The sequence below is a fragment of the Sphingomonas leidyi genome (assembly GCF_011761945.1).
Lineage (GTDB): Bacteria > Pseudomonadota > Alphaproteobacteria > Sphingomonadales > Sphingomonadaceae > Sphingomonas > Sphingomonas leidyi.
Genome location: NZ_JAASQV010000001.1, coordinates 75464 through 97470, shown reverse-complemented (window position 1 = coordinate 97470; position 22007 = coordinate 75464). Strand labels below are relative to the sequence as shown.

Sequence of the window (22007 nt, the reverse complement as noted above, 5' to 3'; positions counted from 1 at the left end):
AGACTGGACCCCGCTCGAATGACCCGACCGGTCGCGCTCGACAATGTCGCCCATGCGGATCTCCGCGTCGCGTTCCGCCACGGTGCCGCCTATGGCCATGCCGTCAACCAGGCGCTCGTCCTTCCCACCGAATTCGCCGAGGCCCAGCGCGACTTCCCCATCCTCTTCCGCCGGGACTCCGATGCGGGCCTCCAGGCCGTCGCCCTGCTCGGGCTCGACCGCGACGAGAACCTGTTCCTCGAGGGCGATCGCTGGATCAGCGGCCATATTCCGCTGAGCCTCCAGCGCGGCCCCTTCCTGATCGGGCTGACCGCGGACGGCGCCGCGCCGGTGATCCAGATCGATCTCGACGATCCGCGCGTCGGCGCCGCGGACGGCGAGCCGCTCTTCCTGCCCCATGGCGGCCAGACGCCCATGCTCGATCATGTCGGCCGCCTGCTCGCGGCGATCCATGTCGGCATGGCCGATGCCGGGCCGACATATGCCGCGTTCGACGCGCTCGGGCTGATCCAGCCGGCCACGCTCGAGCTGATGCTCGACGACGAGCGCCGCTATGCGATCGGCGATCACGAGGTCCTGGCCGCCGAACGCCTGGAAGCGCTCGGCCCGGCCGAGCTCGGCGAACTCCACCAGGCGGGCCATCTCGCCGCCGCGTTCCTGCTCGCCGCCTCGCTCGGCAACATGCCGCGGCTGATCGCGCGCAAGAATGCGCGGGACGCCGCATGAACGTCGCGGCGGCCGGCGCCCCGCGGGTCCGCGCGCTGGACGGCGTGGCGCCGGGCGCCATTCCCCATGCCGAGCTGCTGGCGGGCCAGGCCCCGGTGATCCTGCGCGGAGTCGCGCGCGATTGGCCGCTGATCGCCGCCGCCCGCGAGTCCGACCGGGCAGCGATCGCCTATCTGGCAAGCTTCGATTCCGGCCAGCCGGTGGTGGGCTTCACCGGCCCGCCCGATATCCAGGGCCGCTTCCATTATGACCCCGGGCTGACCGGCTTCAATTTCGAGGGCGCCCGCGTCGGCCTGAGCGATTTCCTCACGCGGATCCGGACGAGCCTCGACGCTCCCGCCACCGAGAGCCTCTATATCGGCTCGGCCGATCTCGACCGCCATCTCCCCGGCTTCCGCGCCGCGAACGACTTGCCGCTCGACGACCCGATGTTCGCGCACGGCGTGCTCGCCAGCATCTGGATCGGCAACCGCACCACGGCGCATACGCATCACGACATGTCGCACAACCTGGCGGTCTGCGCGGCCGGGCGCCGGCGCTTCACCCTGTTTCCGCCCGATCAGGTCGCCAATCTCTATCCCGGCCCGCTGGAGCCGACCCCCGGCGGCCAGGTAATCTCGATGGTCGACTTCGCCGATCCGGATTTCGCGCGCCATCCCCGCTTCCGCGAAGCCATGGCCGCCGCGCAGGTGGCGGAGCTGGAGCCCGGCGACCTGCTCTTCTATCCCGCGCTCTGGTGGCACCATGTCGAGGCGCTGGAGCGCTTCAACGTCCTGGTGAACTATTGGTGGAACGACGCCCCCGCCTTTCTCGACACGCCCCAGACCACCCTGCTCCACGCCATGCTGAGCCTGCGCGACCGTTCGGATGCCGAGAAGGCCGGCTGGAAGGCGATGTTCGACTATTATGTCTTCGGCCCCGCCGGCCAGGCCGCGGCGCACCTGCCCGCGCATATCCAGGGCCCGCTCGCGCCGATCGACGCGACGCTGGCGCGGCGGCTGCGGGCGCAGCTGATCAACAAGCTCAATCGCTAGGGGGACGAGGATGGACCAGGCACCGATCCGGCGGGTCGTGATCGCGGGCGGCGGCACCGCGGGCTGGATCGCGGCGGCCGCGCTCGCCAAGCTGATCGGGCCGCTGCTCGAGATCACCCTGATCGAGAGCGACGAGATCGGCACGATCGGCGTGGGCGAGAGCACCATCCCCACCGCCCGAACCTTCCATCAGCTGCTGGGGATCGACGAGCGCGCCTTCCTGCGCGACACGCGCTCCACCTTCAAGCTCGGCATCGCATTCGAGGATTGGGCGCGGGAGGGCGACCGCTATTTCCACAGCTTCGGCCAGATCGGCAAATCGACCTGGATGGGCGATTTCCACCATTTCTGGCTGGAGGCGCGCGCGGAAGGCTGGGGCGGCGAACTGGACGACTATTGCTTCGAGCTGCAGGCGGCACGGGCGGGCCGCTTCGCCATCCCCGAACAGGGGCACATCAACTATGCCTATCACCTCGACGCCGGGCTCTACGCGCGTTTCCTGCGCGATTTCGCCGAGCCGCTGGGCGTGAACCGTATCGAGGGCAGGATCGAGCGCGTCGAACAGCACCCCGAGACCGGTTTCGTCACGGCGCTTCGCCTCGCCTCCGGGCAGCGGATCGAGGGCGATCTGTTCCTCGACTGCACCGGCTTTCGCGGCCTGCTGATCGAGCAGGCGCTGCGGGCGGGCTATGAGGAATGGAGCCATTGGCTCCCTACCGACAGCGCGATCGCGGTACAGACGGAATCCGTCGGCCCGGCAATGCCCTATACCCGCGCCGCCGCCCACCGGGCCGGCTGGCAATGGCGCATCCCGCTCCAGCACCGCGTGGGCAACGGGCTGGTCTATGCCCGCGATTTCCTCGACGACGACAGCGCCCGCGCGCTGCTCGACGACCGGATCGAAGGCGAGAAGCTGATCGAGCCGCGCATCATCCGCTTCAAGGCGGGGCGCCGGCGCACGCTATGGGATCGGAACGTGATCGCGCTCGGCCTGGCGAGCGGCTTCGTCGAGCCGCTCGAATCGACGAGCATCCACCTCATCATGATCGCGGTCACCCGTCTCGTGCAGCTCTTCCCCTTTGGCGGGATCGGCGAGGGCGTGGCGGCGCGCTTCAATGCGCTGGGCCGCACCGAGATCGAGCGGATCCGCGATTTCATCATCCTCCATTATCACCTGAACCAGCGCGCGGACGGCGGCTTCTGGGACCGGTGCCGGACGATGGCGATCCCCGACAGCCTGGCCGAGCGGATCGCGGCGTTCCGCGACGGCGCCGTCGCCTGGCAGGCCCCGGACGATCTGTTCCGGGTGGACAGCTGGGTGCAGGTGATGCTGGGCCAGCGGCTGGAGCCGCGGAGCCATCACCATATGGGCCGGATGATCGTCGACGGCGAGTTGCGGACCGCGCTCGGCGCGCTCAGGTCCGGCATTGCCCGCACGGTGGCGCAGATGCCGGCGCACCAGCAATTCCTGGAGCGCTACACCGCCGCCTGACGCGATGCCGAAACGCATCGGCCATTGCCCCTCGGGCACGAGGGCCTCGCTGATCCGGCAGCTCGCGAGCATGGGATCAGGCGACAGCGGATATGCACCCCGGACCTCGCGCCGCGCTTCGTCGTAGGCGAAGGACATTCCACCGCGATCCTCCCGGATCACGCGCCCCACCGCGCGATTGGAGAGCGGCGCGAAGCGTTCCTTGCCCATGCCGGCCGCCCCTTGGCCTTGCGATCGCGCCGATATCGACGATCTCCACCGCACCCGAGGCCGGGCTGGACGCATCGTCGCGATCGACGGCCAGGCTGAAGCCCAGGGCTTCCATTCGATCACACAGCGTCAAGTGTTACCACTCGCGGCAGCCACAAAATGAGCCTTTCTTTGTTGCTCTTTTGCTGGAATCGGCTGGATCAACCCGGGTGCCTGCCGGCGATCGTCTGTGAAATCTTGCTTTGAAACCAGCCGCTTGCTGGAGGCCTCCGGACGAAACGGGAGACGGAAAATGGTGCCCAGAAGAGAACCCGATAAATAAGTCCATCGATTTGAGATCACTTTCTCAAATAAAGATCGATATAATTTTGAACCATCAAAATGTCCATATCGATCTACAGGTAAATCTGGTTCGAGTACCTCAGCATTGTTCGAACGATATCATCTCCGACAGAACGTATATACTGGTGCGGAACGGCGGTGTCCACGTGAATTTGCTTGTACGGAACGGAATCCATTAAGAAGATTGCGAGTGTAACCTCAAAGTGCCCCGAACTGCCACGCCGGGTCGCAGCCGGCATCCGGGGTCTGGCCCAGCAGGGTGCCTGGGGCGCTCCCTGTCTCCGGTCATGGACGGCGTGCCCCAGGCGGCATCGATGTTCCCCGATCGTCAATCTGCCCGTAGTCGGCCGCTGCCATGCGTCGTTCGCTCCGGATGGCGAGCGATACCGCTTTGCCGATGATCCAGCCCGGAGCAGCCAGCCCATGTCGAACCCGAAAGATCATTTCATCCGGATCAAGGAAGCGCAGCAGCGCAGCGGCCTCTCAAGGTCTTCGATCTATAAAAAGATTGGAGAAGGGACTTTCCCGCCGGGCCACCGCCTCGGTCCGAGGTGCAGAGGCTGGTTGAACAGCGAGATCCAGGCCTGGATCGACGCTCAGATTGGCGCTGCGCCGGATGTCGAGCCCTGGACGCCCCCTCCGCCACCCGCCCGACGCGTTGAAGAGAAAAAGCTTCCACCCCTGGTGCCGAACGAAAAGGGCGCCGAAGCTGCCGCGAAGGTCGCTGGTGTCGTGGGACTGGCAGTCACGGACGGGGAAGCGCCTCCGGATCGGGAAATCGCGCTGCGCTTTCCGGACTGGCCGGAGATGATGCGGCAACGGACTGCCGCCGCCTATCTCGACCTGTCGGAGTCGGCATTCATACGCGAAGTCTATCGTGGAACGCTGCCCGACCCCGTTGTGCTCGGAGGCCGGCAATCGTGGAGCCGCGAGGAGATTGATGCGGCGCTTGCCCGCCTGCTCAAGCGCGAGGGGCGGGGACGTTAGAGGTCCAGGTGAGCCACGCGATCAGTCCTTGCTTGAGGCGGCGCGACACTGACAGGCGCCGAGGCAGCGCCACCGGATTTTTTTGCAGCCCTCCCCGTAGTTCGGCGCCCGCCGCGTCAATCCACCCAACGCCGGGGCCACCGGCGGTGGGAGGGAAAAGAATGACGATCTCGAAAAGAGCACTGTGCGCCGCGTTGCTCGCGGCAACGACATCTTATGCCGGTCTGTCTGCCGTGCCGGCCCATGCTCAGGCAGCATCGAATAATTTTGACCTGCCTGCACAGGATCTCGCAACGACGCTGCGCGCGATTGCGCGACAGGCAGGCAGGGAGATCCTGTTCGCGGACGCAGACGTCCGCGGCAGGCAGTCCGCGGCGATCCGAGGCAACTATACAGCCGAGCAGGCGGTGCGGCTCGCCATCGGCGACAGGCTGTTGGTCGCAGAGGAAGCCGGAGCGCTGGTTGTACGGGTGCGGCCTCAACAGGAACAGGGCGAGCTTGCGCAGGCGGAGATCACGGTAACCGGCACCCGCATCCGCGGAACGACGGGGCCCTCGCCGGTCACGGTGATAACCCGTCGGAGGCTGGAGGAGCAGGGCGTACCCGACCTCGCTTCTCTTTCGCGGATTATCCCTCAGAATTTCACCGGCGGGCAGAACCCCGGGGTCGTGGGGGGCGGTGACCAGGGCGGTCAGAACAACATCAACAACTCGACAACGCTCAACCTCAGGGGGTTGGGGCCGGATGCGACACTGACGCTCATCAATGGTCACCGCCTTCCTTATGACGCGCTCAACCAGGGCGTCGACATCTCGACCATTCCGCTTGCGGCGCTCGATCGGATCGAGATCATCGCCGATGGCGCATCCGCACTCTACGGGTCGGATGCGGTCGGCGGAGTCGCGAACATCCTGCTGCGGCGCGACTTCGACGGCCTGCAGACCAGCGCACGCATCGGCGGATCGACCGAGGGCGGCAACGCCCAGCAGGAAGTCGACGCAACAGGTGGCGCGCACTGGTCCAGTGGTGGCTTCATGGCCGCGCTCGATTACAGCAAGGCGACGCCGATCTACGCTGGCGACCGATCCTACACGCGTGCGCTCGACCGTTCGCAGATGCTTTCAACCTGGAGCCGGCAGGTGAGCGGCGTGCTCGCCGGCCATCAGGCGCTCCTGCCCGGCATCACGTTCGAACTCGATGCCCAGTTGGCCGATCGCCGCTCGCGCAAGGCCAACGCCTTCTTCGTGACCTCGAGCGTCGATGCGAACGGCATGATCAACAGCCCGGTAGTGCGCTCCTACGCCGTCACTCCGTCGGTTCATTTCGCTTTGGGCAGTGCGTGGGAGGCGACGCTCGAGGCGACTGACGGCGAGAGCCGCACCGAGATCCGCTCGCGGCGCATCCTCAACAGCATCGTTACGCCCGGCCGGCTGATCTACGACAACCGGCTGACCAACTTCGAAGGATCTGCAGAGGGTCCGCTGGCGCGGCTTCCCGGCGGCGACGCGCGGCTGGCGATCGGCGGCGGCTACCGGCGCTTCTCGCTCGACATCAATACCTCCACCACGGTCGCAGGTGTGACCCGGGTGACGCGCGACGCGACCGAAAATCGCGAAAGCGTGTTCGGCTATGGCGAGCTGTCGCTGCCACTCGTCGGGGCGGCAAACCGGATGCCGTTGATCGATGCGCTGCGACTCAGCGCAGCCGTTCGCTACGAGCGCTATGAGGGCATCGACGAGGTGGCGACGCCGAAGCTCGGGCTCGTCTATTCGCCCGCTCGGGACATCACGTTCAAATACAGCTGGGGCCGCTCGTTCAAGATTCCGACGCTGAACCAGGTGAACCAGGTGCGCGAAGGCGTGCTGTTCAGCGCCAGCCTCTTCTCGCCACAGCCGACACCGCCCCTGCCAGCTGGCGCGACGGTGCTCCTGCTCGCGGGCGGCAATCCCGATCTTGGTGCGGAGCGGGCAACTGCCTCGACTCTCACCGTCGAGTTCAAGCCGCGCTTCCTCGACGGCCTTCGCGTAGAGGCAAGCTGGTTCGACATCGATTATCGCGACCGGATCGCGTCGCCGGTCTCGAGTGTGCTCTCGGCGCTGGCCAATCCACTCGTTGCCGACTTCGTGCTGCGCGCGCCAACACCGACGCAGGTCGAGGCACTCGTCGCGGGCCTGCCGCTCGGCCTCTCCAACCAGAGCGGGCAGACGTACGATCCGTCACAGGTCGCTGCGATCGTGGACTCAAGCCTGCGCAACACGGCACGCGAACACGCCCGAGGGGTCGATGTTGCACTCGATTATCTCGCTGCGCTGGGGGATGGCAGCACGCTCCAGCTCGCCGCCTCGGCCAGTTATCTGGACGCCGACCGCAGGATCGTTGCGACCCAGCCGGCGGAGGAGCGGGCGGGGCTCATCTTCACGCCTCCGCATTTCCGCGCGCACGGCTCGGCGAGCTGGAGCACGCCGGAAGTGCAGCTGTCGGCGTCGCTCAGCTATGCCGGCGGCACGCTCGACAAGCGCTTCCTCACCCTGGACAGGATCGGGTCCTTTACAACGATCGACCTGAGCGGCGCGTTTCGCCCGCTTCGCGGCCTCGAATTGCGACTGACGGTTCAGAACCTGCTCGACGAAGCGCCGGACCCGATCCGCACTTCCGATCCCGCAGCGATCCCGTTCGATTCGACCAATCAGTCGCCGATCGGCCGCTTCCTCAGCTTCTCGGTGACCAGGCAATGGTAAGCGCGATCCGCACACTGCTCGTCGTCATGGGAGTCTGGGGCTGTGTGGCGAACGCGGGCACTGCGCGCGCCGAGCCTGACTGTGCTCAGCTGATGCCCGAAGCGACGGCAAGCGCTCCCATTCGCCCGCTGACTCCGGAGGACCTCGTTCGCCTGCGCGATATCGGCCCGGTGGACCCGACACAGCAATATGCAGGCCTGTTCACCGTTTCGCCGGACGGAACGCACGCAGCCTTTCAGCTGCGGCAAGCCGATCCGCAGGCGAACGGCTATTGCCTCGCGATGCTGGTCGTCGATCTGGCCAAGCCGGGCCGTGCGATCGTCGTCGACCGCGGCGGCGACTTTATCCGTGCCCGCTACGATTTTCGCGGCAAGGCCGGATTTCCCACGGGCCTTGGCGATCCGATCACCCCCCGCTGGTCGCCCGATGGCAAATTCATCGTCTTTCGCCGTCGCGACCGAGGCGCCGTGCAGCTCTGGAGGGCCGAGACAGACGGCAGCGGCAGCCGGGCGATCACGGCCAGCGCCGACGACATCGAAGAATTCCGCATCACTGCCGATGGGCGAAGCGTCATCTATGCGACGCGTCCGGGACTTCGCAAAGCGCGCGCTGAAATAGAGCGCGAAGGCCTGTCGGGCTTTCACTATGATGATCGCTTCGCTCCGGCTGCAAGCGATCGGCCGTTCCCGCCTGCACCGATCGCAAGAAGCTTCACCGTGTTCGACTTTGCCAGCGGCACAACCCGGGCGGCCAGCAAGTCGGAGGCGGCGCTGCTCGACGGGAGCGCGATGCGGGAAGGGAGCTGGATCGAGGCGGTCGACGCCGGGGGTCGGCGCGCCGCGATCGCGGTACCGCCGGGCTCGATCTATGCCAGCCGCGGCCGGCTGAGCGCCACCTCCGACGGTCGCGCCCGGGTCTGCCCTGCGGCGGAATGCGCGGATGCGAGCTACCAGTGGTGGGTGGCGGGCAAGGTGCGTTTCCTGCGGCGCGAGGGCTGGGCCAACAGCGAAACCGCCATCTACGAGTGGAATCCGGGAACCGCGCGGGTCCGGAGACTCTATCGCACCGAGGATCTGCTGCTCGGCTGCGTTCCTGATGGCGGGTCACTTGTCTGTCTGCGCGAGAGCTCGCTCCAGCCGCGCCGGCTCGAGCGCCTCGACCCGGCGAGCGGGCGGCGCGACATCCTGTTCGATCCCAATCCGGAATTTGCGCGGCTCACCCTTGGCCGCGTGGAGCGACTGCTGACCCGCAACCGGTTCGGACTCGAATCCTTTGCCGACCTCGTGCTGCCGGTCGGCTATCGTCCGGGCCAGCGTTACCCTCTGGTCGTGGTGCAATATTCGTCACGCGGCTTCCTGCGCGGGGGTACCGGTGACGATTATCCGATCCAGGGGTTCGCGAACCGCGGCTTTGCCGTGCTGAGCATCGACAAGCCGAGCGCAATCGGGTTGCGGTACTCGAACGACTATGCCGAAATCGATCGGATCAACCTCAAGGACTTCGCGGAGCGGCGCAGTATCCTCGACTCGGTGGAGATCGCGGTGCGGAGTGCGATCGCTCGCGGCATCGCGGACCCCGCCCGGATCGGCATCACCGGACTGAGCGACGGGGCATCGACCGCCGGTTTCGCGCTGCTCCACAGCGACCTCTTCTCGGCCTTTGCGCTGAGCAGCTGCTGCACCGACACAACGCTTCCGATGCGGGTCGGACCGGGCTCCGCGCCCGCATTCTACCAGGTCGGTTACCCCAGGCTCAGCGACGACAGCGCCGCTGCGCGAGCCTTCTGGCGCGAGATTGCCTATTCGCCCAACGCGGCGCGAATCCGCGCGCCCATCCTCGCGCAGGTGCCCGACGACGAATATCTGAACGCGTTGCAAAGCTACACCGTGCTGCGCGAACTCGACCGGCCAATCGACCTCTTCGTCTTCCCGGGCGAGCACCACGTCAAATGGCAGCCGGCGCATCGCCTCGCCGTCTATACCCGTGTGATCGACTGGTTCGACTTCTGGCTGAACGGCGCCTCGCCTCGGGGACGTCCGGCCGAGCTGGCGCATTGGCAGGCACTGCGTGCGGCGCTTGCGCGGGACGCGAGTTCGCCGCCGCAGTAGAACCGGCGGGGACGTGTCTGTCAGGCGCACCGCACTGGAGCCTCATTCAAGCGCGCCGTCCAGCTCTCCAGCCACGCCTCGACATTGATCAGCTCAAGCAGGCGCACATTCTCGAGACCGGTCGTCTGCCGCCCGGGCAGGAGCGTGCGCTCGATCGCAGGGGCATCGAGCAGGCCGTGGCCCGCAAGCCAACCATCGCGCAGTCGAGCGAGGATCGAGGCGCGCAGATGCTCCACGATCTGTGCGCCGAACGGATCGGGTGTCCCCTTCGCACGCCGCGCGACGATCGCCGGCGGCAGGTCGGCCGCGAAGGCGGCGCGGGCAACCGCGCGATCGCGCCCGCCCTCGCGCCATTGCCAGCTGGGGATCGACAGAGAGAGCTCGACGATGGGCTGCGAGAGCAGCGGATTGATCACCGGCAGCACGCGGCTGCGGTCGGGCTCGAGGTTCAGCTGGACGCGGACCAGTCCAGCGATATGCGCCGCCTTGCCGGGCAACGCGCCCTCGGGTGCATCGAGCCAGGGGTGTTCCCTTGCCAGGCCTTCGAGCGATGCGACCAGGTCCGGGTGCAGGAACAGCGGATCCGGCTTCCAGCGATAGCCGGGCGGCTGCCGCATGAGCCTCAGCGCTGCGCGCGTGATGCGCAGCGGCCCGGCGCCGGTCTGGCGCCCGATGTCGCGCAGCGTCGCGAAGGCACCGGCTCCCGGGCCCGCGGCGAGCGCCCGGTCCGCCAGCGCCGCGGCCGACTGCGAATAGCCGAAGACATTGTCGCCGCCATTGCCGGTGAAGAAGGCGTCGGCGCCCTGTGCTGCGGCCGCTGCGCGATGCGCCGCTTCATAGGCCTGGGCCTGGACGCGCCCGAGCGGGCGCGGCAGGTGCGCGCCGAGCGCGCGGTCGATGTCGATCATGTCCAGTCGGTAGCGGCTCTCGGTGAGGGGTATGCGAAGTGCCTCGGCGAGTTGCTGCGCAAAGTCGCGCTCGTCGCCAGCGGGGTCGTCGGTGAACATGGTGATCGCACTGGGCGTGGCGGCGGAGCGGGCTAGACAGGCGGCGACGATCGACGAGTCGAGCCCACCGGACAGGCTGACCAGCGGCCGGCGCGTCCGCGACGCCCAGCTGGCGACGGAATGGCCGACCACCCGGCGCAACGTCTCGGCGGCCGCGCCGAACTCGCGGCTCACGGGCGGTTCGACGAACTCCCACGGGGACCAGCGCACGAGATGGCGCTCGCCCTCCGGGGTGAGCACCCATGCCATACCGGGAAGCAGCGCGGTCACGCCGTCGACAGCGGTCTCGCGGGTCGGAAGGCCGCTCGAATAGAGGATTCGCCCGAGGGCGCTCCAGTCGATCCCGCCGATCTGCGCCCCGGCGGCGAGGAGCAGATCGACGTCGGAGGCGAGCACCACCGTACCCGCCCGCGTCTCCCCCCTGTAGCAGGCGAGCGCACCCGAGGGGTCACGCATCACTTCGAGCGTATCCTCTCGCTCGAGCAGCGCCACATAGCCGCCCCACAGCGAGTGGAGCAACGCACTGGCGCCCTCCCGCGCGACTGCGACGACTTCGCTGTCGGTGAGACGGTCGAGCGCCCTGGCCGGACCGTGGCGCGGGAAGACGGTTCCGATCAGCACGCCGCTCCCGTCGATCTCGATGAAGGGGCAGTGCGCATTGACCAGCAGCGCAGCGCGCGGCGTCGACCACGCGAGGCGAAGATCCCCGGTCTGTGCAAGCGCCTCGGCCTCCTGCCGCGCTGTGCCGCTGCGCACGACCATGATCAGGTAGCGCGGCGTCACGGGACGACCAGGATCGGCGTGTAGAGCCGGACCTGCTCGAGGTCGCCGACTACCACGGCGTCGCCGGCCTGAACCCAGGCATGCGCGGCAAAGGGGGTGAGTCGGACGCCAAGGACGAGCGCCGCACCAAGACCATGTCGGTTGCACATCCGGCGCGCGGCGAGCGCCCGGGGCAGGCACTGGTCGGCAGCCTCGACCCAGCCCGAACTTGCACGGAAAGCAGCGGCAATGCGTTCGAGCCCCGACCGGCCGGGTGGCGCTTCGGTGTCGCATGATTTCAGTGCGGGCCTGGTAAGCAGCGCGGCAATCGGCTTTCGCCTTAGCGCACGGCGCGCCCTCAGCTGTGCAAGCGCGGCACCACAGGTGTCGCGAAATTGCGCGCGGATCTTGCTCTCGGCGAGATCGCGGGTCGCGGGCTGCAGGATCGTCTGCGCTCGCAGGCCCGATCCGAATTGAATTACGTCGGCGAGCTGCGCTGCCACCTCGGGTGACCCGCTCCCGTCGCCCCGGGCCCAGTCCTGGAACAGCGTGTCGCGCTCTTCGGGCAGGCAGAAATAGCGATCATGCGGAAGATCGAGGAAGACTGCCCGCCGGTTGCAAAGGCACCAGCTCAGCCCCGGACGGAGGTGCAGTTCCATTGTCGGTCTCGCAGGCGGCGGAAGGACGCGTGCCCGACGGGCACGCGCCAGTTGCCGTCAGTCGTCGCTGAGGCCCATCTTGATCTGCAGGCCGCCTTCCTCGTCGAAGGTTCCGGCGAGCACGCCCTTGGTGTCCGTGCTGACGCTGCCGAGTTCGATGGTGTCTTCCAGTTCGCGGTTCATGGCTTTCCTCCTTGTCTGAGAAACGTCATGGCCATGACCAGCGTGAATCTAGCCAACTGCTCAGTTATGAGAACATTATAATGCAGTTATAATTCGATTGTTTGGGAGCGGGTCTCCCAAAACATGCTTGGACAACATAGTTGTTCAACAACGCGGACGGCCGGGTGGCCGCCACTATGTCCAGGCCTTTGGCTAAAAGTGGTGGCACACGCTCCAAGGCGTGCTTTTTCCCCCCCGGCTCCGTCACCGGCTGTTCGACAGGACCATCGCCGCGACTGCGGAGCACTGGCACATCTGCATCTCGCCCTGCTGGCCGGGTCTGTCAGTCGCCATTCTTGCGCGAGGGCGATCCCGGATGAGCCGCGGAAGGCACGGCATCCGCCATACCGGCGCTCAGGATGATTGTCTGCTGCCCGTCGATGTCGACACTCCATCCGAACAGGGCGGCAAGCCGGCGCGCGAGCAAGCCGGTATCGTCGATTCGAAACCGGCCCGAGACACGCTGCGCGCCAAGCGCAGCATCAGCCAGCACGATCCGGCGCACCGCGCCGCGGTTGGCGAGCGCGATCAATCCGGCCACCGGCGTCGCCTCGAAATCACGGGCGGTCGCCGTGGATCCTGGTGCAGGGGCTCCGAGAGGGGCAGCGGGGAGCGGTTCCGGATTGCGGGCGCTGTCGAAGGAAAGGCTCTCGCCGGCAATCAGCTTCCGGACTGCAGGCTGCGAGGATGGCATCCGGCGCGGCAGCGCGACGTCGATCGCCCCCTGCACCAGCCGCACATCGACCTTGCCCGAACGCATCAGCGCGACCTCGAAGATCGTGCCGCGCGCCGTGACACTGCCGCCACCGGCCATCACGACAAATGGACGCTGCTCATGCGCGACCTCGAACCGCGCGGCACCGCGCAGCAGCTTCAGGTCCCTGCGCGCGCTGCCGAAATCGACGGCGAGCATGGTGTTGCTACCGAGGCGCACCGTCGAACCGTCGGCGAGACGCACCACGCGCGTCTCGCCCGCGGCGGTCGCGATCGAGCGAGCGCCCACGCTCGGGGCGGTGACGGTCTTCTGCAGGTCCTGCGACATTTCCGCGGGATGCCAGAGCGCCCATCCCCCCACAGCGAGAACGGCGGCGGCGGTCATCGTCAGCAGCGGTGCAACAATTCTCCGGTGCGGCGCCGCCTGCGAATGCGCGTCGGGTTCGGCGAGCAGCTTGCCCATCGCGAAGATTTCGGCGGCACGGTTATAGGCGGCGCGATGTTCGGAACCCTGCGCCAGCCATGCGTCGAACGCATCGCGACTGGCTTCCGCGTCGGGTCCCCGCATGCGCGCGAACCAGTGCGCAGCCTGGCTGTCGAGTGCGCGGTCCTCCCGATCGGATTGCTGATCGGTGATGCTCATTGCTCCAGGTCCCTGCCGATCCGCAGCAGCGCTTCTCCGACATGCCATTCGACGGTGCGGATGCTGATGCCGAGTCGCGTCGCAATTTCCTTGTACCCCAGACCCTCCACGCGGTGCAGCACGAAGACCTCGCGCATCCTCGGCGGCAGGGCCTCCACAGCCGCACGGTAACGCCTGCGCAACTGCTCGAGTTCGAGTTCGTCCTCCTGCGTCGCCCGCGCGACCGGCGCATTGGCTTCGTCGATCGGCACATGCGGCGTGCGATTGGACAGGCGGCGTGAGCGGTCGATCAGCAGGTTGCGCACGATCCGGTTGAGGAATGCCTCGGGACGGCGCAGGCCATCGCGACTTCCCGACCCCAGAAAGCGCGCGAACGCATCCTGCACCAGATCATTGGCATCCTCGCTCGAACGCAGCCGGGCATCGAGCCATCGACGCAGCCGCGGGGCCTGCTCCCGGTACAGCTCGTCGAAGCGCAGCTGCCCGTTGTCGCCACCTTCCAGCGGCTGACCAAATTCGTCGTCGGGCCGGCGCACCTGGCGCTACCCCGGGGAACTGCAGCCGCGCATGGCGCGGGCAAGGGAATATGATCGCACGAGAGCCAGTCTCGTGCCGGGCGATGCCTCGGAATGGCGCCCGGCCGGAAAGGGCGGGCGTGCTTGATGCCTGGCGGTCAACTCCGCAGCGGGCTGCCGGCATTGCCCCGCTGCACGAGCGAGTCTGCGTCACCTGGGCACGGCTTGCAACATCTGGCTGGACCCCGGCGGATCGCTCCGGCCGGCCAGGGACCGGGCGACGCTTTGTCGGGTGCGCCGCGATGGCCCGCAACCCGGGGCTGTGCCCCGGGTGCTCCGCTGGCGCTTCGCCCTGCGGTGCGTGCCACCGCCTGAGGCGCGCCCGCGCCTGCGCCGCTGCCGGCCCCTCCTGGCCGGCAGGAAGGAGCGACCATGTCCGACGTCCCCGAAACCCAAGCCACACGCCTGCGCGAGGCGCTCGCTGCCTTACCGACTGACGAACGGCGCGTGTTCCTGCTCCATGCTGCCGAGAGCATGGACTATCCCGCGATCGCCAGGCGGCTCTCGATCACCGTGTTCGAGGTCGAACGCCTGCTCGCCGCGGCTCTGGTCCTGCTCGACCGTCACCTCTCGGCCAGAGGGGCTGATTCCGCCCCGCCGGGAAATGGCGCTTGAAGATGTGCCACCCTGTTGCATCGCCGCCAGCGACGTCTAGGATTCCTTTTGATGCGCACCGATCTCGATCATCTGCCAGCCGCCAAGCAGCGCGAGCTCGAGCGCGTGGTGCAGATCCTGTTCGAGGAATTCCGCGATGCGACGGCGCTCGCCACGTCGGAGTGGAAGCGTCAGGCGCGCATCCTCAAGGTCATCCTCTATGGCAGCTATGCGCGCGGCGGCTGGGTCGACGAGCCGCATACCGCCAAGGGCTATCAGTCCGACTTCGACCTGCTGATCATCGTCAACAACGAGAAGCTGACCGACCGGGCGCAGTTCTGGACGAGTGCAGAGGAGCGGCTGAACCGCGAGCTGGCGGTCACTAAAACGCTGCGGACTCCGGTGAACTTCATCGTGCACACGCTGCGCGAGGTGAACGACGGGCTCGCCCATGGGCGCTACTTCTTCATGGACGTCGCCCGAGACGGCATCGCGCTTTACGAGAGCGACAGTACCGAGCTCCACGAACCGAAGCCGAAGACACCGCAACAGGCGCTGGCGATGGCAACGGAGTATTTCAGCGAGTGGTTTCCGGCTGCGACGCGCCGATATGAGTTCGTCAAATTCGGTATGGGCCAAGGCCATCTCAAGGAGACGGCTTTCGAGCTGCATCAAACCACTGAGAGCCTGTATCACTGCGTCCTGCTAGTCTGCACCTTCTACACACCGCACGTCCACAATCTCGGCTTCCTTCGCACCCAAGCGGAGCGGATTGATCCGCGCCTAGTTGAAGCATGGCCGCGCGATAGTCGCTTGGAGAGAGCCCGCTTCGAGAAGCTTAAAGAGGCGTATGTGAAGGCGCGCTATTCGAAGCATTACCGCATCAGCGCCGAAGAGCTTGCGTGGCTCGGCGAGCGAGTTGAGGCGCTTGGTCGGATCGTGCAACTAATATGTGAGGAGCACATCTCGGCACTGGAACGATGCGCTGCGGCATAGGAAACAAACGGCGGCTTTGCGCCTCGGTCGCTGCCGTTCAGGTCGGCGATCAATGATTTGGCAAGCTGCCGTTAGCTTCGTTAAGCCCGGTACGGCCGCTCAGGGGCGCTCTTGGAGAAACCAAGTAGGTTACTCCATCGAACGCCTTTGATGTGGCTCTCACCCCGCCTCGCCATGTGCAGTCTGCCATTTCCTCTTTTGTTCAATCTCGATAGGGTCATGCCGCGCTGCCAAACACCGTGGACTGCACACAACTTCTGAACAAGTGATTGATTCTAAATGAAAAACGATAGCGTCGTCCAAAAAATATGGGCTTTGTGCCACATCCTGCGGGGGGATGGGATCAGCTATCACCAATATGTATCCGAACTGACCTATCTTTTGTTCCTGAAGATCGCCGAGGAAAACGGCGTTGAGCGGCTGCTCCCGTTGAATTATCGCTGGACGGACCTCGCCCGGCACCCGAAGGAAGGATTACTCGGCTTCTACCAGGAAATGCTCACCCATCTCGGCACTACTGCCGAAAGCGAGGTGATCCGAGCGATTTACGCTTTTCCGACGACCGTCTTCTCGCATTCCGAGAACCTTCACGCCGTTATCGACGGAATTGCAAGGATCGCTTGGCACGACGTCAGCGGCGACCGGTTCGGCGAAATCTACGAGGGGCTGATTGAAAAGAGCTCTCAGGATGTCCGATCGGGGGCAGGACAATATTTTACGCCGCGTGCATTGGTTAATTCAATGGTGCGCGTCTGCCAACCGGCTCTTGGCGAGCTGATCCAAGATCCTGCGGTCGGCAGCGGCGGCTTCCTTATCGCGGCCGACCGATATCTCCGCTCCAGCCATTCAGATGCCGCGTATCGCGGCAATCCGCCAAGATATCAGGGTGTCGAAATCGAGAAAAACACCCGCAGAATCTGCCTGATGAACACGTTCTTGAATGGGCTCGATGCCGAAATTTTCCACGGCGACGCGCTGACCGACGATGGCCGTAAACTGGAAAAAGCGAGTCTCGTGCTAGCGAACCCGCCTTTCGGCAGCAAGGCGGGGAGTCGTCGGGCACTCCGCACGGACATCTCGCATCGTAACACCAACAAGCAGCTCGCGTTTCTGCAGCATATTTACCTTACGCTGAGTGAGAACGGGCGCGCCGCGGTCGTGCTTCCCGACAACGTCCTGTTCGAGGACGGTGTCGGCCGCGCCGTTCGGCAAGAGCTGATGGCGACCTGCCGCCTGCACACGATCCTGCGCCTCCCAAAAGGCATCTTCCCCGGTGCTGGGGTGAAGACCAATGTGCTTTTCTTCGCCAAGGAAGCGGGGCATGTGACGGACGATGTTTGGTTCTACGATCTGCGCAGCAATATGCCCCAGTTCGGCAAGAGCAATGTGCTGCTCGATAGGCACTTCAAAGATTTCGAACGCGTTTACGGCCCCGATGCCGCGGGGACATCGTCGCGACAGGAGGCGGGCGAGCATGGCCGTTGGCGCAAGCTGTCTCGTGCGCAGATCGCCGAACGCAGCGACAATTTGAATTGGTTATGGCTGCGCGACGAGAGCGGAGATGCGGACAATGCTACGCAGGATCCGGCCGAGATCCTCGTCGCGATCATCGGCCATCTGCGCTCGGCCCTTGGCGAGCTGAATGCGCTTAATGCCGAGGTAGAAGGCGAAGAATTTCAAGTAAAACCAACCCAATGAGCGTGCTCGATCTACTCAGTCACGATAACTTTGAATGGAGCCGGCTCGGCCGACGGGACCGAGCGCGCACCCCCCTGCGCGGCCTACCTGGTGCAGCATCACGATGATGAGTACGCTTCCGCCTGGCTGGGCGCGCGCGAAGCTCGGCGACGTTGGCATTCTTTATGCCGGCCAGTCTCCAAGCGCGCACACTGTCAACGAGGAGGGGCGCGGCACGCCCTATGTCACTGGACCTGAGCAGTGGGATGGCCGGGCATTCCATAAGCAGAAGTGGACGACGGACCCGCGCAGGATCGTGCCCGAGGGGTGCATCTTTATCACCGTTAAGGGCGCAGGAGTCGGCAAGACCTTCCCTGGCGTTGCCGCGGCGATCGGGCGCGACATCCAAGCCTATCAACCCAGCGCAGAACTCGATTTCCATTTCATGCTTCGCACTATTGCCTATCGCGCGAGCGAGATCATCGAGCATGCCCGTGGTGATATTCCAGGGCTCTCGAAACACCATATTGAGGATTATGCGGCAGCAATCCCGCCCGTCGCCGAGCAGCGCAGGATCGTCGCCCGGCTCGAGGACCTGAGCGCTCAAATCGACTTCTCGCGCAGCGAGTTGCACAAAGTCGCGCCATTGGTCGAGCGGTATAAACTCGCTCTTTTGCGCTCCGCCTTCCGCGGGGAGCTCACCGCCGATTTCCGCGCGGAGCATACGCTTGAGCCAGTAGCGGACCTGTTGGCGCGTATCGAGGCCCCCGAACAGACCCGTGGCGGGCGAGCGCCAACGAACGAGATTATTGCCGGGAGGGGTGGAATCTCAGTCAACAGTCCCGGCGCTCCGCTCGTAGCAGGCTGGGCGTGGGTGCCGCTTTTGCGGGTGGCACGTCAGGAAACCGGGCACACGCCGAGCCGGTCGCACCCGGAATGGTGGAACGGTGACGTACCGTGGGTCGGGATTCCCGACGCCAACCGGCACCACGGCGGAGTGATCAATGACACACTGCAGACGATCAACGCGGCAGGCCTAGCAAATTCCGCCGCACGGCTGCTTCCGGCGGGAACGGTCGTGCTCTCGCGCACTGCGTCGGTTGGCTACGTCGCGATCATGGGCCGCGAGATGGCGACTAGCCAAGATTTCGTTACGTGGTCGTGCACGGAGGCGCTTGATCCGCGATACCTCATGTATGCCCTGCTGTCGGAAGGCGACGATATTCGGGAGTTTGGACGGGGCACGACCCATACTACGATCTATTTCCCCGAGATCAGGGCGTTCACCATCAAGCTCGCACCGCTCAAGGAACAGCGGGAGATCGTCCGGCGAATAGAGGAGGCGCTGACTAAGATCGATCGACTTGCCGCTGATGTCCAACGTTCGTTGCAGTTGATGGATCGAGCTGAGCAGCGCATCTTGGCGAAGGCGTTTTCGGGACAATTGGTTGAACAGGATCCCGCTGATGAGGGCGCGGAGCATCTGCTTGACCGTATACAAAAGATGCGAACGGTCGCTCTCGTGGCGGCTCCCATACCTCCAGAAGTCAAGACAGTGAAAACAGATCCAACCCAGGCTTTGTTAGCCGACAGCGCCGAGTGGCCCGAGAATGGCTTACCATTTGAGGCGATCGCAAAACGGGTGGTGCTGCCATACGACGCCGTACGCGATGCTCTCTTCGAGCTGCTCGACAGTGCATCTCCCACTTTGGTTCAGGTATTCGATGAGGAGGAGGGCCGCATGCTTCTTAAGAGGGCCGCCCCGTGAGGCTGCGGCTACTCAAAATCGAACGATCAGGCACCGGTGGCGGCCTTTATGACGGCACCCAGATTTGGTTCGGCCGCGATGCCGACGGCAGGGCAGCCGAAGCCCTCGCACCTCTGTGCATGATCGGCCCAAATGGTTCGGGCAAGTCGCAGTTCCTTCAATTGATTGCCGAAATTTTCCAAGCGGCGTGGCACGCGCATGCCCCAGATGAAGAGCGGCGCAGTGCTAACGACGCTGTATTATTCGAGTTAGAATACCTAGTGCGGCCTAACGGCGCCGACAGCTACGAGACTGTGCGGCTCGTCCGCGAGGCTAAGGGTAAGAAGGCCGGGCCAATCGCGCTCATTCGGGCCAATGGCCAAAGCATCAACCCCGGCGACCCAAACTTTGGACAGTTTTTGCCGACATTGATCGTCGGTTACACCTCGGGCGACAATGAGACGCTGAGTCTGCCTTTTCTTGCCAGCCGAAGCGGTTACGCAAGCGACGTCGCCAAAGCGGCGCGCGCGGTAGAAACCAAGAAGGTGGCCGACAACCGGCTTATGCTGATCGATTATGGCACCAATCTGGAGGTGCTTTTTTCCAATCTCATGCTCGGCTCTGACTTCGTCCAGACAGAACTGCTGCGGCACGCTAATCTGGGCGATCTCGCATCCTGCCGCTGCATTGTGCGGCTTGCGCACTCCGCTGTTCCTAAAATCCCAAAGAAGAAACGCATATCTTCGCGCAAGGGCATCCAGCTCACCGACGAACTCGAGACTGTCATCGACAATCTGCAGCGCACTGCAACTTGCTGGCATGTCGACGAGAAGACCGAGACCTACACTTTCGATTTTCTAATCACCGGCGCGACCCGTGAAGCATTCGGATACTTCTGGTCCGACGCCTTCTCTCTCTACCGGTCTCTGCACAAGCTAGCGCTGCTCAATGACCTTGCTATCCCCCGTCCCGCGCGCAAACGATTTGACAAGGCTGTTAAGGAGAGGCGCTTCGCCTCAAGGCTGCCCGAGCCGCAGCAGGAGGACATGGTCTTCAGCTTTGAGGAAGTCCGCTTCTGGCCCAAGGACAAGGCATCGGACCCAGTCGACTACGTCTCGTTATCGGATGGTGAGCATCAGCAGGCACTAATCCTCGGCATCTATGCGATGATCGCCGATACCAACGCTATGTTCCTGTTGGATGAGCCTGAATCGCATTTCAACCCGAAGTGGCGCGTCGAGTTCGTCCAGCAGCTAATGAAGATGGTGGGCGACCGCGGCAATCAAGAATTCCTGCTAACGACGCACGCGCCATTCGTGCCGTCGGACATGCCGAGAGATCAGGTGATGATCTTCTCCAGGGACGCGGAAACAGGCAAGTTCACCGTCGAGGAGCCCAAGATCGAAACTTTTGGCACCACTTTCGACCGAATCCTCGAAAGCTGCTTCGGCATTCGCCCACCCAACTCGCACATTGCCGAAAAGGAAATCGAAAAGCTCCTCAAGTCCCACGACTTGGCGAGAGTTGAGGAGGGCTTCAAAGATCTCGGCCCATCGATCGGGAAAGCTCTTCTGGCCGACCACCTTCGAAAGCTGAAAAATCGGGATTAGGAATGCTATTCTCCTATCCGATTGAAGCCATCGGTCAAAACTGGCTAAATGCGCTTGCCGTCGACCTGATGCTCGCCGGCATGGACGCGATCGACGCCGGGCGCCGGCCCACGGCTTGGCCCGCCTGCTTGCCGCAAGCTCGGCGTGCACTTCTCGAGGAGCGCACTGGTCTCAAGTCGAAACTGTCCGCTCTGCTGCGCGAGTATCGCCGACTTCCCGCGGCCCAGCGGCTCGACGTGCGAACCGCCGTCCTCAGACAAACCGAGTTGCCCAACGTCTTCAGCGATGCCGCGCCCTGCCCGACCCTCGAGTCGCTGCCTGCTTCGATCCGCGCGCCGGCGCGAGCGCTCGCGCACTATCTCTTTGGGCAGCTGTCTAGCCTTAAGGAGGGCGATGGCTTCCTCCGCGACAATCAATATAGCGTTATCTACGAGAGCGAGATCAGACATTGCCCATTCTGTGGCCTCAATTATTTTCGCGCACCCGGTGCACCCCGGCACGCGCTTGACCATCTGTTGCCGATCTCGATTTACCCGTTCGCTGCCGCCGATCTGCGAAATCTTCCGCCGGCTTGTGACGAGTGCAATTCGACCTACAAACGCGGCATCGATATCTTGATCGGCTTGGGGGGAATGCGGCGCCGCTGCTCGGATCCCTATGCCGGCCCGAACTATCGGATCAGCTTGGATGGTAGTGAATTTTTTGAGGGCAATACAGTCGGAGGCTATGTACTTCCGCGGTGGAACATCGAAATGGTCGGCGACGAACTCGATCAGGCCGAGACATGGAACACAGTCTATCAGATTAAGGTGCGCTATGCGCGTGATGTCCTTGATGCCGACTTTCTCAGCTGGATCAAACATTACAGTGGCTGGTTTCTGGCCGAGCTTGGCCGAGGTAATGACCCCGACGCAGTAGCCGCTGAGCTTCCCCGCTATATCAACAATGTGATCCAGGAAGGCTTTGCGGATCGCGCCTTTCTAAAGGCCGAAGCGTTCAGACTCCTTGACCGGGCGTGTCAGGACCCCAAGATCGGGGATGACGTCCGACACTGGCTATGGGCATTCGTCGAGTACGCGCAATAATGATGCGCACGGTCTGCGATCACAGCGGCCCACGCTGTGCGTCAGGCCCGGTTCGAGACCGGCAAAGGCGGCGTTTGCC

At 64.7% G+C, this 22007-nt stretch carries 17 protein-coding genes; 12 read left to right on the top strand and 5 right to left on the bottom strand.

Annotation, left to right across the window (positions count from 1 at the left end; genetic code table 11):
• Positions 1-18 precede the first annotated feature (18 nt).
• The 6 genes from FHR20_RS00490 to FHR20_RS00465 all read left to right on the top strand — a co-directional run bounded on the left by FHR20_RS00490 (position 19) and on the right by FHR20_RS00465 (position 9637).
• Positions 19-726 carry a SapC family protein gene (locus tag FHR20_RS00490; RefSeq protein WP_167297755.1) on the top strand — a complete coding sequence of 236 codons (708 nt, stop codon included), beginning with the start codon at positions 19-21 and terminating at the stop codon, positions 724-726.
• A complete protein-coding gene (locus tag FHR20_RS00485) occupies positions 723-1760 on the top strand; it encodes a cupin-like domain-containing protein (protein ID WP_167297754.1) in 1038 nt (345 codons plus the stop codon). Before FHR20_RS00490 ends, FHR20_RS00485 begins: the two co-directional genes overlap by 4 nt.
• 10 nt (positions 1761-1770) lie before the next feature.
• Positions 1771-3252, top strand: a complete 1482-nt coding sequence (locus FHR20_RS00480; RefSeq protein WP_167297753.1) for a tryptophan halogenase family protein — start codon at positions 1771-1773, stop codon at positions 3250-3252.
• 975 nt (positions 3253-4227) lie between these two features.
• Positions 4228-4791: a helix-turn-helix transcriptional regulator gene (locus FHR20_RS00475; RefSeq protein ID WP_167297752.1), complete on the top strand. Its 564-nt coding sequence runs from the start codon at positions 4228-4230 to the stop codon at positions 4789-4791.
• An 8-nt stretch (positions 4792-4799) separates the two neighbouring features.
• Entirely contained in the window at positions 4800-7529 is a 2730-nt protein-coding gene (locus FHR20_RS00470) for a TonB-dependent receptor domain-containing protein (RefSeq protein WP_341786390.1), read from the top strand.
• Positions 7523-9637, top strand: coding sequence for an Atxe2 family lasso peptide isopeptidase (locus FHR20_RS00465; protein WP_243857087.1), 2115 nt, complete (start codon positions 7523-7525; stop codon positions 9635-9637). Before FHR20_RS00470 ends, FHR20_RS00465 begins: the two co-directional genes overlap by 7 nt.
• A 20-nt stretch (positions 9638-9657) precedes the next feature.
• On the opposite strand, the gene FHR20_RS00460 is transcribed toward FHR20_RS00465, so the two are convergent.
• The 5 genes from FHR20_RS00460 to FHR20_RS00440 all read right to left on the bottom strand — a co-directional run bounded on the left by FHR20_RS00460 (position 9658) and on the right by FHR20_RS00440 (position 14180).
• The gene (locus FHR20_RS00460) at positions 9658-11427 is read right to left on the bottom strand and encodes an asparagine synthase-related protein (RefSeq protein ID WP_167297751.1); all 1770 of its coding nucleotides are present in this window, start codon (positions 11425-11427) and stop codon (positions 9658-9660) included.
• Positions 11424-12065 carry a lasso peptide biosynthesis B2 protein gene (locus FHR20_RS00455; RefSeq protein ID WP_167297750.1) on the bottom strand — a complete coding sequence of 214 codons (642 nt, stop codon included), beginning with the start codon at positions 12063-12065 and terminating at the stop codon, positions 11424-11426. The genes FHR20_RS00460 and FHR20_RS00455 overlap by 4 nt, the downstream gene beginning before the upstream one ends.
• Positions 12066-12122: 57 nt before the next feature.
• Complete coding sequence (locus tag FHR20_RS00450; protein WP_167297749.1) at positions 12123-12248, bottom strand: benenodin family lasso peptide; 126 nt, start codon at positions 12246-12248, stop codon at positions 12123-12125.
• Between the two features lie 322 nt (positions 12249-12570).
• The gene (locus tag FHR20_RS00445) at positions 12571-13644 is read right to left on the bottom strand and encodes a FecR family protein (RefSeq protein WP_167297748.1); all 1074 of its coding nucleotides are present in this window, start codon (positions 13642-13644) and stop codon (positions 12571-12573) included.
• On the bottom strand, positions 13641-14180 hold the full coding sequence (locus tag FHR20_RS00440; protein ID WP_167297747.1) for a sigma-70 family RNA polymerase sigma factor: 540 nt from the start codon (positions 14178-14180) through the stop codon (positions 13641-13643). The genes FHR20_RS00445 and FHR20_RS00440 overlap by 4 nt, the downstream gene beginning before the upstream one ends.
• A gap of 411 nt (positions 14181-14591) precedes the next feature.
• Here FHR20_RS00440 and FHR20_RS00435 point away from each other — a divergent pair, with 411 nt between their 5' ends.
• The 6 genes from FHR20_RS00435 to FHR20_RS00410 all read left to right on the top strand — a co-directional run bounded on the left by FHR20_RS00435 (position 14592) and on the right by FHR20_RS00410 (position 21928).
• The gene (locus FHR20_RS00435) at positions 14592-14834 is read left to right on the top strand and encodes a sigma factor-like helix-turn-helix DNA-binding protein (RefSeq protein ID WP_167297746.1); all 243 of its coding nucleotides are present in this window, start codon (positions 14592-14594) and stop codon (positions 14832-14834) included.
• Between the two features lie 51 nt (positions 14835-14885).
• Positions 14886-15809, top strand: a complete 924-nt coding sequence (locus tag FHR20_RS00430; RefSeq protein WP_167297745.1) for a nucleotidyltransferase — start codon at positions 14886-14888, stop codon at positions 15807-15809.
• 279 nt (positions 15810-16088) lie between these two features.
• On the top strand, positions 16089-17507 hold the full coding sequence (locus tag FHR20_RS00425; RefSeq protein ID WP_167297744.1) for a class I SAM-dependent DNA methyltransferase: 1419 nt from the start codon (positions 16089-16091) through the stop codon (positions 17505-17507).
• A gap of 103 nt (positions 17508-17610) precedes the next feature.
• Positions 17611-19254, top strand: coding sequence for a restriction endonuclease subunit S (locus FHR20_RS00420; RefSeq protein ID WP_167297743.1), 1644 nt, complete (start codon positions 17611-17613; stop codon positions 19252-19254).
• Positions 19251-20843 carry a restriction system-associated AAA family ATPase gene (locus FHR20_RS00415; protein WP_208413347.1) on the top strand — a complete coding sequence of 531 codons (1593 nt, stop codon included), beginning with the start codon at positions 19251-19253 and terminating at the stop codon, positions 20841-20843. The genes FHR20_RS00420 and FHR20_RS00415 overlap by 4 nt, the downstream gene beginning before the upstream one ends.
• Positions 20844-20845: 2 nt before the next feature.
• On the top strand, positions 20846-21928 hold the full coding sequence (locus tag FHR20_RS00410) for a hypothetical protein (protein WP_167297742.1): 1083 nt from the start codon (positions 20846-20848) through the stop codon (positions 21926-21928).
• Positions 21929-22007: the final 79 nt, after the last annotated feature.

Coding starts and splice junctions, on each gene's coding strand:
- FHR20_RS00490 (WP_167297755.1), top strand. CDS start 19: ATGACCCGACCGGTCGCGCTCGACAATGTCGCCCATGCGGATCTCCGC.
- FHR20_RS00485 (WP_167297754.1), top strand. CDS start 723: ATGAACGTCGCGGCGGCCGGCGCCCCGCGGGTCCGCGCGCTGGACGGC.
- FHR20_RS00480 (WP_167297753.1), top strand. CDS start 1,771: ATGGACCAGGCACCGATCCGGCGGGTCGTGATCGCGGGCGGCGGCACC.
- FHR20_RS00475 (WP_167297752.1), top strand. CDS start 4,228: ATGTCGAACCCGAAAGATCATTTCATCCGGATCAAGGAAGCGCAGCAG.
- FHR20_RS00465 (WP_243857087.1), top strand. CDS start 7,523: ATGGTAAGCGCGATCCGCACACTGCTCGTCGTCATGGGAGTCTGGGGC.
- FHR20_RS00455 (WP_167297750.1), bottom strand. CDS start 12,065: ATGGAACTGCACCTCCGTCCGGGGCTGAGCTGGTGCCTTTGCAACCGG.
- FHR20_RS00450 (WP_167297749.1), bottom strand. CDS start 12,248: ATGAACCGCGAACTGGAAGACACCATCGAACTCGGCAGCGTCAGCACG.
- FHR20_RS00445 (WP_167297748.1), bottom strand. CDS start 13,644: ATGAGCATCACCGATCAGCAATCCGATCGGGAGGACCGCGCACTCGAC.
- FHR20_RS00435 (WP_167297746.1), top strand. CDS start 14,592: ATGTCCGACGTCCCCGAAACCCAAGCCACACGCCTGCGCGAGGCGCTC.
- FHR20_RS00430 (WP_167297745.1), top strand. CDS start 14,886: ATGCGCACCGATCTCGATCATCTGCCAGCCGCCAAGCAGCGCGAGCTC.
- FHR20_RS00425 (WP_167297744.1), top strand. CDS start 16,089: ATGAAAAACGATAGCGTCGTCCAAAAAATATGGGCTTTGTGCCACATC.
- FHR20_RS00420 (WP_167297743.1), top strand. CDS start 17,611: ATGATGAGTACGCTTCCGCCTGGCTGGGCGCGCGCGAAGCTCGGCGAC.
- FHR20_RS00410 (WP_167297742.1), top strand. CDS start 20,846: ATGCTATTCTCCTATCCGATTGAAGCCATCGGTCAAAACTGGCTAAAT.